Below are 11,982 nucleotides of genomic sequence, written 5' to 3'. Positions count from 1 at the left end.
TCATGGCGGCAGAGCGGCAGGTTTATTCGATCAAAGAACTCAACCGTTATATCCGCATGAAGCTAGACTCGGATAATTTACTTTCGGATGTGTGGATTCGCGGAGAGATTTCCAACTTTACACATCATGGCAGCGGGCATATGTATTTCACACTTAAGGACGAGAGCAGCCGCATTAAAGCGATTATGTTCGCTTCTCATAACCAGCGGCTACCCTTTATTCCGAAAGAAGGCGCTCGGGTAATTGCCAGAGGTAATGTGACCGTTTATGAACGGGATGGGCAATATCAGTTCTACGCCACACATATGCAGCCTGATGGGATTGGCAGTTTATATCTGGCCTATGAGCAGCTGAAGAGCAAGCTTGAAAAAGAAGGCCTTTTTGCAGAAGCTCGCAAGCGTTCGTTGCCGCGGTTTCCGAAGTGTATTGGTGTGATTACTTCCCCAACAGGAGCAGCTGTACGAGATATTGTGATTACGCTTCAGCGGCGGTTTCCGCAGGTAGCTATTGTAATCTATCCCGTACTGGTGCAAGGCAAAGGCGCTGCGCCTTCGATAGTGAAGGCGATTGGTGCGCTGAACGCCATGGGTGAAGCCGACGTGCTTATCGTCGGCCGCGGCGGCGGTTCGCTGGAGGAGCTGTGGGCGTTCAACGAGGAGGAAGTCGCGCGAGCGATATCGGCATCAAGGATTCCGGTCATCTCGGCCGTCGGCCACGAGACCGATTTCACGATTGCCGATTTCGCCGCCGACCTCCGCGCGGCTACGCCCACAGCGGCCGCTGAGCTGGCCGTGCCTCACGCCGCATGAGCTAGCTGCGCAGCTTCGCCAGCTGCAGCAGCGGCTGCGCCAGGCGCTGCAACAACGCGCCCAGCGTGGACGCGAGCGCCACTCGGTGCTGCAGCGCTCGCTGGCGCTGGCAGGGCCGCGCCGCACGCTGATTCAGCACACGCAGCGGCTGGACATGCTGCGTGAGCGGCTCCAGCGCTTAGCGGATGCACGGCTCAGCCGTTCCCGCGAGCGCAAGGCGGTGCTGCATCACAGTCTGCAGCGGTTCCATCCGCGCGACAGTGTTTCCGCAGCACGTCAGCGCACGGACAGTATGCGCCGTGAGTTAATAGGCGCTATGCAGGCTCGTTTGCAGGAGAAGCGATCTCGCTATGTGGCAGAGATTCGTCACCTGGATGCGCTGAGCCCGCTAAAAGTTATGTCGCGAGGCTACAGCTTAGTGTATGACGAGGCGGAAGAACATTTAATCAAATCGCTGACCGAGGTGCAGCTTGGCGATCTTGTGGTGATAAAGATGAATGACGGACAGCTGAACTGCCAAGTATGGGGGATGAAGGAGGATGGCAAAGACGATGACGAAGGAAGCGGAACTTGATTTTGAAGGCGCTATGGACCGACTGGAGGAAATCGTTCGTGAGCTTGAACACGGCGACGTTCCTCTGGAGAAGGCCATCGATTTATTTCAGCAGGGCATGAAGCTGTCGCAGCTTTGCGGCAGCAAGCTGGAACAAGTAGAGCGTAAGATCGAAATGATTACCCAAGAGGACGGAGAACTGCGCAAAAAGCCGTTTGGTGCACGTCTGGAAGGGGACGCCGATGAATCGCTTTGAGAATGATCTGGAGGGAAGCTCCGCAAGTGAAAGCATGCGGCAGCCGCTGGAGGATTACATCGCATCGATAAGTGATTTGCTCTCACATGAGCTTGAGACTATTCTTCCCGCAGCGTGGACGGTTCCAGAAAATTTACAGCAAGCGATGAAGTATTCGCTAATGGCAGGGGGCAAACGCCTCCGGCCGCTGCTTGTGATCGCTGCTTGTGAATCACTGGGAGGCAGCCGTGAAGCAGCCTTGCCTGTTGCAGCCGCGATTGAGATGGTACATACCTACTCGTTGATTCATGATGATCTGCCTGCCATGGATAATGATGATTATCGGCGCGGCAAGCTGACGAATCATAAAGTCTTTGGTGAAGCATCAGCTATTCTTGCGGGTGATGCGCTTTTGACCCATGCTTTTTATAGTGTGGTACAAGCCTCCCGTAAATTTGGCATTCCTGCTGATAATGTTTTATCCATAGTGGAGGATCTGGCGGAAATGGCAGGTCCACGCGGCATGGTCGGCGGTCAGATTGCAGATATGGAAGGCGAGCAAGGACTAACAGATCTTGCGCAGTTGAAGTATATTCATCTGCATAAAACCGGAGATTTAATTATCTTTTCGTTGTTAGCCGGCGGACGTATCGCAGGGGCAACAGAGAAGCAGCTTGAAGCTCTGCGTGATTTTGGTACAAGCATCGGACTAGCTTTTCAAATCCAGGATGATATTCTTGATTTGGTTGGTGATGAAGGAAAGCTTGGCAAAAAAACAGGCAGCGATATCAAGCAGCAGAAGGTAACCTACCCTTATTTTATTGGGTTGGAGGAATCTCGTGCTGAGGTGAAGCAGCTTACAGAAGCAGCCCGAAATGCTGTGCTGAATGGCGGTTTTTACGACAACCAGCGCCTGCTGGAAATTGCAGATTATTTAATGGCACGTGATCACTAAGTATGAACTTTCGAAGCGGCTGTATTTCGACAGCCGTTTCGTTTGTGTTATAATGGTTTTTATATATTTTACAACATCTAGGAAAGCGGGGAACTATTCGTGCTGCTTCCACAAATAAATGATCCACAACAACTGAAATCACTGTCAGTCGAAGAATTAACTACTCTAGCAGAGGAGATTCGACGATTTCTGATTGAGAAGCTTACAGCAACCGGCGGGCACCTCGGTTCTAATCTGGGGGTGGTGGAGCTCACGCTGGCCTTACATTATTGCTACAACAGTCCTCGTGACAAAATGATCTACGACGTTGGCCACCAAGCCTATGTCCACAAAATACTGACCGGCCGTCAAGATCGCTTTGATACCCTGCGCAAATATCAGGGATTGTGCGGCTTTGTTAAGCGCTCTGAAAGCGAACATGATGTGTGGGAGGCTGGACATAGCAGCACCTCTTTGTCGGCAGCGATGGGGATGGCTATGGCTCGTGATCTAAAAGGCGAAGACAACAAGGTGATTGCCGTGATTGGTGACGGTGCGCTTACCGGCGGGATGGCTTTTGAAGCGCTTAACCACATTGGCCATGAGAAGCGTAAGCTGATGGTTATTTTGAACGATAATGAAATGTCGATTGCTCCGAATGTAGGGGCGATGCACAATTATTTAAGCAAAATTCGTTCGGACCGTCATTATTTGCGTGCCAAAGACGAGGTTGAAGGGCTGCTTAAGAAGATTCCGGCCATCGGTGGACGATTAGCGAAAACCGCTGAACAATTAAAAAACAGTCTTAAATATATGATGGTTCCTGGAGTATTGTTTGAAGAGCTTGGCTTTACGTATCTTGGGCCAGTGGATGGACATGATCTGGAGAAAATGATCGACACCTTCCATCAAGCAGATAACGTGGCGGGTCCTGTGCTTGTGCATGTGCTGACGACCAAAGGCAAGGGCTATAAACCGGCTGAGACTGATTTTTATAAATCGCATGCTATTTCCCCTTACAAAATTGAGTCAGGTCAGGCACTTAAAGCTGTAGGTCCTCCAATGTACACCGAAGTATTTGGTAGTACACTGATTGAGCTAGGACGTGAAGATTCGCGTCTGATTGCAGTTACCCCTGCGATGCCAGGCGGTTCAGGTTTGTTTCCTTTTGCGAAGGAATTCCCGGATCGTATGATTGACGTGGGGATTGCAGAGCAGCATGCAGCAACCTTGTGTGCAGCTTTGGCTATGGAAGGGATGAAGCCGGTATACGCCGTGTATTCTACCTTCATGCAGCGTGCCTATGATCAGATCGTCCATGATATTTGCCGCCATAATGCCAATGTTATGTTCGCCATTGACCGTGCTGGATTTGTGGGTGCGGATGGTGAGACTCATCAGGGTGTGTACGATGTTGCTTTTATGCGCCATATCCCTAATATGGTTATGATGATGCCAAAAGACGAAAATGAGCTGCGTCATATGATGAAGACGGCACTTGAATATAATGACGGTCCAATTGCTTACCGCTATCCGCGTATTAATGGAACAGGTGTGGCAATGGACGCTGAACTGCATACCCTTCCTATAGGATCATGGGAACGACTGCGTACAGGAGAAGGATATGCTGTAGTGGCATGTGGTCCTATGGTTCAAGTGGCTGAAGAAGCCGCTGATTTGCTGAAGCGGGAAGGGATTCAGGTGGGCGTTGTGAATGCGCGTTTCCTGAAGCCGCTTGATAATTCCATGCTTCTGGATTTGGCTCATGCTGGAACCAATATGGTTGTTATTGAAGAGGCTTGCCAAGCGGGAAGTCTCGGCAGTGCGGTATTGGAGTTCTACGCGGAGCATGAAATTTATGACGCTCGTGTACATCTGATGGGTGTGCCCGACATCTTCGTGGAGCATGGCTCCATTAAAGAACAACGTCAGCAAACAGGTCTTACCGTAGAAGCGTTATGTGCACGTATCAAGTCCATGATGGCTCTAAGTGCTTATAATTACAAAACGACTTCGTCTTCCTAAGTGGAAGCCGGAAATTAGTAACCCTTGAACGATCGGGAGATGACCATGGAACACCGTAAAGAACGGATTGATGTACTGCTTGTGGAGCAAGGTTTTTATGAAAGCCGGGAGAAAGCTAAAGCTGCTATTATGGCAGGGTTGGTGCTCGCGGATGAGGAACGTATTGAAAAAGCTGGCATGAAGGTCTCGCGGGAGTCTACCCTTAAGGTTAAAGGCTCTGTGCATCCGTATGTCAGTCGTGGAGGCCTAAAGCTGGAGAAGGCTCTTCGCCAATTTAATATTGATCTTACCGGTCGGAACATGCTGGACATTGGTGCTTCCACTGGCGGCTTCACAGATTGTGCGCTTCAGAATGGTGTAAGCCATGTGTACGCCATTGATGTTGGCTATAACCAGCTGGATTGGTCACTGCGGAATGATGAGCGAGTGAGCGTTATGGAGCGTACGAACTTCCGGTATATGACACCTACAGATTTGCAGGGTCCTGTTCCGGACTTTGCCAGCATTGATGTATCTTTTATATCCTTAAAAATAATTCTCCCACCCCTCAAAGCCTTGCTGCAACGTCCAGCAGATATCGCTGCACTCATCAAGCCGCAATTTGAGGCTGGACGTGAGAAGGTTGGAAAATCAGGTGTGATTCGTGATTCCGCTGTCCATAAAGAGGTTTTGATTAATGTACTGACTATGGCTGCAGAGTTAGGATTCGGTCTCCATGGATTGACTTTTTCGCCAATTACAGGCGGGGAAGGCAATATTGAGTTTCTTGCTCATTGGAGACTGACGCCAGAAGTGGCAGAAGGCGAAGAATCATCCGTACAGCCGGCAGCTGCTGTTGCAGCAGTCATTCCAGTGGAGGACTTTCCATCCCTTGCTGATGAAGTGATTAAGCAGGCTACGGGTACTTTTAATGTGAGTTCTACTCATGGAAACTCCGCGCGCCGTTAGAGCTTTATGAACACCCCGTCAACCTCAAATGGTCAGCGGGGTGTTTTTTTTGAGCGGGAAGTCTGAAGAGTTCAACCTTGAAAATTCCTCTTCATCTGTTAAGATTGAGGGAGCAGATTTGCTCAAAGGGATTGAATTTATTAAAATAAAGACCCGGTATAAAATCCGGGTCTTTATATTTTGAATCTTTTTTTGGATTTACTGTGCTCGTTTTAATTGTAAATTGCTGAATTAGCGAATAATATCAATTATGCGGAAAGCTTATAAAAAGATAGCTTAGAAGCAGGATTTACCAGGGCTTCACGCGAATAAATCACCGAGGTGATTGATAGTGGCGGGTAGCTCTGACAAGGTCGTTATGGCGTTTATTGGGGTAGCATTATCGATTTTTATAATATATCGGATATATGTATGGCTGCAGAGTTCTCCGCGTTCTTTTATGAAGGATCAAATTCCGTTCAATAAAGTGATTATTCCACATCCCTCTATTGATATACTTGAGGATGAAGGATATGAGGTCGTTGGAGGGAAATTAAAAATCCCCTTGTCTTTCAACGTAAATGGGGCGCAGATGTATAGCCGGTTATTTATAGATTATGTGGCGACAAAAGAGGAAGGATCTTTATATTTAGTTATCCTTTCCAGACCACGCAAGCCTTTGGATTTCACTGGCAGTGGCTTACGTGATACCTTGCTTCCCTACCTGCTGATCTATCCGGAATGCAGCGGCGTTCTATATGTTAATGTAGCAACAGCATCGATCCATGTCATTAAGCTTGGCAAAGACGACGGAGAATCAAACTGAGTCCATATTTTTTATATACCAGGAGGCAACAATGAAGGGACAACGACATATTAAGATTCGTGAAATTATTACACAAAAGGATATCGAGACACAGGACGAGCTTGTGGAAGCCTTGCGGGAATCAGGTTTTCAAGTTACTCAAGCCACAGTATCTCGAGATATAAAAGAGCTGTTGCTCATCAAGGTACCCATGGATGATGGAAGATATAAATATTCACTTCCAACGGATCAACGGTACAATCCCATTCAGAAGCTTAAGCGCGTTCTTGTGGATAATTTTGTGCAGATCGATTCCTCGGCTAATCTTGTGGTGATGAAATGTTTACCAGGTACGGCTAACTCTGTCGCTGCTTTAATTGATAATATTGACTGGCCGCAAATTATGGGAACCCTTTCTGGTGATGATACAATCCTTATCATTTGCCGTTTACCTGAGGACAGCAAGACCGTAATTTCACAAATCATGGGTTATATTTCTTAATTATAATTAATCAGATGCCTGTCATCTTCTCGGAGGTGCTCTATTAGTGTTAGAAACCTTGTCTATACGCAATCTTGCCGTCGTTGAGGCGGTAGATGTGCATTTTTATCCTGGCTTCCACGTGCTTACGGGGGAGACCGGGGCAGGTAAATCCATTATTATTGATGCGCTTGGATTGATTGTTGGAGGCCGCGGTTCTGCGGATTCCATTCGTTATGGTTGTGAAAAAGCGGAGATGGAGGCGCTCTTCAGTCTTCCCGGCGGTCATCCCGTTTGGGAGACTTTGGAGCGTCTTGGCATTGAGGCCCAGCGCGAGGAGCATCTTATTATACGACGCGAGCTTACCTCTCAAGGTAAAAGTACATCACGTGTAAATGGGCAGATGGTCAATCTTACCATGCTTCGCGAGATCGGCGAGCAGCTGGTTAATATACACGGCCAGCATGAGCACCAGAACTTGCTGAAGGCGGAACGGCATCTGGGACTGCTGGATACATACGGAGAACCGATTATTGGTCCGCTAAAGGCAGTTTTTCAGGAAAGGTATTCTGCCTTCGCGAAGGTGGAGAAAGAGCTGCGAGAGCTGCAGGAATCCAGCCAGAAGGCATACCAAATGCTTGACTTATATCGTTTTCAGCTTGAAGAAATTTCATCCGCCGGATTAAAACCGGGAGAAGATGAATTACTTACCGAAGAACGGGTCAAACTATCCCACAGTGAGAAAATGATGGATTCCGTATCGGGTGCATATGAGCTGCTTTACGACAGACAAGGCTTGGAATCGATCGGTAATGTTATTTCCAGACTTGAGGATGCAGTTCGTTACGATGAGAAGGGTCTGCGAACAGTGCTCGAACAGCTGCAGTCCTCATATTACCAGCTAGAGGATGCTGCTTTTCAGCTTCGTGATTACCGGGAAAATATCGAGTTCAATCCGATGCGACTTGAAGAAATCGAGAATCGTTTGGATTTGATCACTGGACTCCGACGTAAATATGGAGAAAGTGTAGAACAGATTTTGGCTTATTATGAACAAATTCACCGGGAAACTGATTTGCTTGAGAATAAAGATGAATATCTGGAGAAACTGACGGCGAAGCGCGATTCGTTGCTGTCTGTATTAATGGAAGCAGCTACGGAATTAAGTGAAGCACGAAAGCTTTGTGCTGCTGATCTGGCCACCCAAGTGGAGGGTGAGCTCAAAGACCTTCAAATGGAAAGAACCTCGTTGCAGGTCAAATTGGACAGGCTGGAGGACCCGCGTGGAGTCGAATACAATGGTCGGCGTATTCGCCTCACAAGACAAGGGATAGACAGCGCAGAATTTATGATATCCCCTAACCCGGGCGAACCCCTGAGACCGCTTGGCAAAATCGCCTCTGGTGGTGAGCTGTCGCGTATTATGCTGGCAATGAAAAGTATTTTTGCGCGCCATGATGCAATTCCAGTTCTGATTTTTGACGAAGTGGATACTGGTGTCAGCGGCAGAGCTGCTCAGTCCATCGCAGATAAGCTGTTTAAGCTGTCCTCTACCTGTCAGGTGTTCTCCATTACTCACTTGCCGCAGGTGGCTTGTATGGCTGACCATCAGTACTTAATCCGCAAAAAGGTTGAGGATGGAAGAACCATGACTGAAGTGGAATCCCTAACGAACGATGGACGTGTAATGGAGCTGGCCCGGATGCTGGGTGGCGTAGAAATTACCGAAAAAACATTGCATCACTCGCAGGAAATGCTTAATCTGGCCGAGGCAAGTAAGGCTGCAACAAGCTAAGCGGAGCAATGATTGACAGTAATAAAAGCCTGGGGGCAAGGTTATCTTATAGGTACGCAATTGGCGACCACCTTTTTCGTCAAGCGAAAGAAGCAAAAGGGAGCGTGACAGCCATTGAAGCCTAACCTCAGGAAGTTAATGCCAGGCCTTTTATTTGCCTTCTTTCTTAGTTTATCGGGCATAACGGGAACAAATCTAAGTTCTGCTGCACCACTGCAAGGTGAACCAGCCAAGGTGACTGCACAAGGAATTCATTCCGAGCTTAAGGTGATCCCGGGAGGTCAAACGATCGGTGTGAAAGTGAAATCAGCAGGTGTTTTGGTTGTTGGTCATCATCTGATTGAAGTATCCGAGAAAACTAAGCTTTCCCCAGGAGAGGTCAGCGGTTTAGTGCCGGGTGATCTGATGATCTCCATGAATGGTGAGAAATTGGACGAGTTGTCCAAGGTGGCCAAGCTGGTGGATCGTGCTGGTAAAGCGAATAACCCCTTGACCATTGTCTTCAAACGCGGAGGTAAAGAGCATACAGCTAAGTTAAAGCCCGCGTATGACATTCATGACAAAGTGTGGCGGTTAGGCCTGTACATTCGTGATTCAGCAGCGGGTGTCGGCACATTAACTTTTTATGCTCCCGAGCAAGGTGTATATGGAGCTTTGGGACATGTGATTACAGACATGAATACCGGTACTCCAATTGTTGTAGGCAGTGGTCATATCGTTCAGTCCAGTGTCACCTCCATATCCAAAAGCCAGGATGGCGATCCGGGCGAGAAACGAGCGCATTTTTTGAAAGAAAGCCAAGTGCTTGGAAATGTGGAGAGCAATACTGACTTCGGCATCTTCGGTAAAATGAGCTCCAATCCCGAGCACAGTCTTTACAAAGAACCGATCCCCGTGGCGATGAGCGATCAAGTCAAGGAAGGTCCTGCTGAGATCCTAACTGTAGTTGATGGTCAGCAGGTGGAGCGGTTTAAGGTTGAGATCATTCATGTAGCACATCAGCAAACGCCAGCCACTAAAGGAATGGTGCTGCGGATCACTGATCCACGCCTTATCGATAAGACAGGCGGTATCGTCCAAGGCATGAGCGGAAGTCCTATCGTACAGGATGGCCGCCTCATCGGAGCCGTAACTCATGTATTTGTAAATGATCCTAAGTCCGGTTATGGGTGCTTCATCGAATGGATGCTTCAAGATTCAGGTGTGACCAAACAGGAGAATAGGTATTCATTAAATCTTAAGGCGGTTTAGCCTTAAGATTTTTTGTCGAACGATTACGAAGAACCTCGAACATTGAGATAAAATATTTAATTATAATCCAACACAGAAAAAAAATAAAGAAAAATAATTTTCGACAGAAGGGAATTCGATCTCCATGTCGAAAACGTAAGAGACAAGAAAAAAATGTTATTTTCGAATAGCAGATATAATTAAGGAGGAAGCAGCCAGTGCAGAATATTGAAGTGTTGTTGGCCGATGATAACAGGGAATTTACGAATTTGCTTTCCGAGTACATTTCTGAGCAAGAAGATATGACCGTAACGGGTATCGCCTACAATGGTGAAGAAGTGCTTCAAATGCTTAGCGAAGCGCGTAAAATTCCCGATGTTCTTATTCTTGATATCATTATGCCGCATTTAGACGGCCTAGGTGTATTGGAACGTCTACGTGATATGGATCTGAATCCTCAACCGAAGATCATCATGCTGACTGCTTTTGGTCAGGAGAACATCACTCAAAGAGCTGTACAGCTTGGTGCATCCTATTATATTTTGAAACCGTTCGATATGGAGGTCCTGGCAAATCGTGTACGTCAGCTTGTCGGCTCTCAAGGCAGCATGAGCTCCTCCTCCAACATGTACAATTATTCGTCGACGTCCAGATCGAATGTAGTGCCGCTCTCTAAGGGCAAGAACCTCGACGCTAACATTACCTCGATCATCCATGAAATCGGTGTCCCAGCGCATATCAAGGGCTATCAGTACCTGCGTGAAGCGATCACCATGGTATATAACAATATCGAGATCCTTGGTGCGATTACGAAGACACTCTACCCAGCAATCGCTGAGAAGTTCAAAACCACGCCTTCACGCGTAGAACGCGCGATCCGCCATGCGATTGAAGTCGCTTGGACCCGTGGCAACATTGACTCCATCAGCCATTTATTCGGCTACACGATTAATATCTCCAAATCTAAGCCTACTAACTCGGAATTTATTGCCATGGTAGCCGACAAGCTGCGGATTGAGCATAAGGTTAGTTGAAAGGGTTAGGGGCAGTGCGGGGTACAGTCAGTATAAAATCGATAAACTTGTTTTGAACCGATAAACTTTTTTAAATCTCGCCCGATAAACCTAAATGGTTTATTGGGTTTTGTTTTTATTTAAAGATTAGCCATCTTATAAATGGTGAAACTCAAGCAGGGGCTTAGAACAATCGGGCGAGCTGGTTAGATAAACCAATTCTTCTATCAGAATATAGAGAACTACATTTGTGAGTTAAGTCGGAGGAATCTTCATGAATTATTACGAATCAGGTGTTGAAAGAATTAAGAATATTGATGCGAATTTATACATTGGAATTTCAAAAAAAAGATACGAAGAAGTAAGGTCTAGAGGTGAATATGAAGCAGATGCTAATTTGATTGCAGAGTATTACCGTAGAGTCGGCGTGTTTTTACAGTTTATCTCTAAGGAAGCAGCAAGTATATACATAGGTATGGATATGTTATTAGGTTTTAAGATGGAGGAAAATGAGTGGGACATTTTCTTAGAAACGTGTCCGAATTTTAATAAAATTGATATTATGCTTATGAAATTAATAAGTATACATTATTTACGCTGGTGCTCTTTGCTTGATGCGCGCGACAATATCGCATTACAGTTTCCGGATATATATGAACCGATGATCAAATTATTTGAGAGAGGTGGGGGACGGATTAATACCCATCACCACGAACTGGTTGGTGGATTTGGAGCTTTTTCACGCTCTATTTATGCAAATAGAGGAGATATGACCCCTTTTGATATAAGCGATGTTGCTCTAGAAAATATAATTAAGGAAGTAGAACTAGCAGAAGGTTACTTAGCGGACTACAAGAACGGAAATTTATCAGAAAATAATTGTATCCGCTGTGGTAACAAATTATTGATCCTACCAAACTTATCGGATTATGGTTATCAATGGTATAAAATTATATGCGAGACCAAAGACTGTTTTGATAAAAATTTCTCATGATACTTCATTATAGTTATATCAACCAGAGAGATGAAGAGAGGTTTGGCAAAAAATGTGTTGGGAAAGATTTTTAATAATAAGTGAACCACTGTCCCGGCATGAGCTATCAATAAAATCAATGCAGTAAAAAGACACTGAGATCTATTCATCAGTGTCTTTAATGTGGATACTTTTCCACCAA

Annotated in this window: 10 protein-coding genes and 1 pseudogene; all 11 read left to right on the top strand. The window is 46.5% G+C overall.

The genetic code is table 11. The features are described from left to right. Positions 1 to 2 precede the first annotated feature (2 nt). Positions 3 to 1,383, top strand: a pseudogene (gene xseA, locus MHH89_RS13080) (exodeoxyribonuclease VII large subunit). Continuing rightward, on the top strand, positions 1,361 to 1,618 hold the full coding sequence (gene xseB, locus MHH89_RS13075; protein ID WP_036682818.1) for an exodeoxyribonuclease VII small subunit: 258 nt from the start codon (positions 1,361 to 1,363) through the stop codon (positions 1,616 to 1,618). The pseudogene xseA and the gene xseB overlap by 23 nt, the downstream one beginning before the upstream one ends. Then, positions 1,605 to 2,552: a polyprenyl synthetase family protein gene (locus tag MHH89_RS13070; RefSeq protein ID WP_076129651.1), complete on the top strand. Its 948-nt coding sequence runs from the start codon at positions 1,605 to 1,607 to the stop codon at positions 2,550 to 2,552. Before xseB ends, MHH89_RS13070 begins: the two co-directional genes overlap by 14 nt. Positions 2,553 to 2,651: 99 nt before the next feature. Continuing rightward, complete coding sequence (dxs, locus tag MHH89_RS13065) at positions 2,652 to 4,556, top strand: 1-deoxy-D-xylulose-5-phosphate synthase (protein ID WP_036682816.1); 1,905 nt, start codon at positions 2,652 to 2,654, stop codon at positions 4,554 to 4,556. A 45-nt stretch (positions 4,557 to 4,601) separates the two neighbouring features. Continuing rightward, the gene (locus MHH89_RS13060; RefSeq protein ID WP_076129653.1) at positions 4,602 to 5,504 is read left to right on the top strand and encodes a TlyA family RNA methyltransferase; all 903 of its coding nucleotides are present in this window, start codon (positions 4,602 to 4,604) and stop codon (positions 5,502 to 5,504) included. Positions 5,505 to 5,835: 331 nt separating this feature from the next. Beyond that, complete coding sequence (locus MHH89_RS13055) at positions 5,836 to 6,309, top strand: hypothetical protein (RefSeq protein WP_232061423.1); 474 nt, start codon at positions 5,836 to 5,838, stop codon at positions 6,307 to 6,309. Between the two features lie 31 nt (positions 6,310 to 6,340). Continuing rightward, a complete protein-coding gene (gene ahrC, locus MHH89_RS13050) occupies positions 6,341 to 6,790 on the top strand; it encodes a transcriptional regulator AhrC/ArgR (protein WP_036682813.1) in 450 nt (149 codons plus the stop codon). Between the two features lie 46 nt (positions 6,791 to 6,836). Further along, entirely contained in the window at positions 6,837 to 8,564 is a 1,728-nt protein-coding gene (gene recN, locus MHH89_RS13045; RefSeq protein WP_076218782.1) for a DNA repair protein RecN, read from the top strand. A 138-nt stretch (positions 8,565 to 8,702) separates the two neighbouring features. Continuing rightward, positions 8,703 to 9,815 carry a SpoIVB peptidase gene (spoIVB, locus tag MHH89_RS13040; protein WP_081383394.1) on the top strand — a complete coding sequence of 371 codons (1,113 nt, stop codon included), beginning with the start codon at positions 8,703 to 8,705 and terminating at the stop codon, positions 9,813 to 9,815. Positions 9,816 to 10,012: 197 nt separating this feature from the next. After that, on the top strand, positions 10,013 to 10,828 hold the full coding sequence (gene spo0A / locus MHH89_RS13035) for a sporulation transcription factor Spo0A (RefSeq protein WP_036682806.1): 816 nt from the start codon (positions 10,013 to 10,015) through the stop codon (positions 10,826 to 10,828). A gap of 253 nt (positions 10,829 to 11,081) precedes the next feature. Beyond that, a complete protein-coding gene (locus MHH89_RS13030) occupies positions 11,082 to 11,801 on the top strand; it encodes a hypothetical protein (protein ID WP_340010802.1) in 720 nt (239 codons plus the stop codon). Positions 11,802 to 11,982: the final 181 nt, after the last annotated feature.

This window comes from Paenibacillus sp. FSL H7-0323 (genome assembly GCF_038002725.1).
GTDB lineage: Bacteria > Bacillota > Bacilli > Paenibacillales > Paenibacillaceae > Paenibacillus_AQ > Paenibacillus_AQ odorifer.
Note: the sequence above shows the minus strand (reverse complement) of the source record. Positions and strands in the feature narration are given on the sequence as shown.

Coding starts and splice junctions, on each gene's coding strand:
- xseB (WP_036682818.1), top strand. CDS start 1,361: ATGACGAAGGAAGCGGAACTTGATTTTGAAGGCGCTATGGACCGACTG.
- MHH89_RS13070 (WP_076129651.1), top strand. CDS start 1,605: ATGAATCGCTTTGAGAATGATCTGGAGGGAAGCTCCGCAAGTGAAAGC.
- MHH89_RS13060 (WP_076129653.1), top strand. CDS start 4,602: ATGGAACACCGTAAAGAACGGATTGATGTACTGCTTGTGGAGCAAGGT.
- ahrC (WP_036682813.1), top strand. CDS start 6,341: ATGAAGGGACAACGACATATTAAGATTCGTGAAATTATTACACAAAAG.
- spoIVB (WP_081383394.1), top strand. CDS start 8,703: ATGCCAGGCCTTTTATTTGCCTTCTTTCTTAGTTTATCGGGCATAACG.
- MHH89_RS13030 (WP_340010802.1), top strand. CDS start 11,082: ATGAATTATTACGAATCAGGTGTTGAAAGAATTAAGAATATTGATGCG.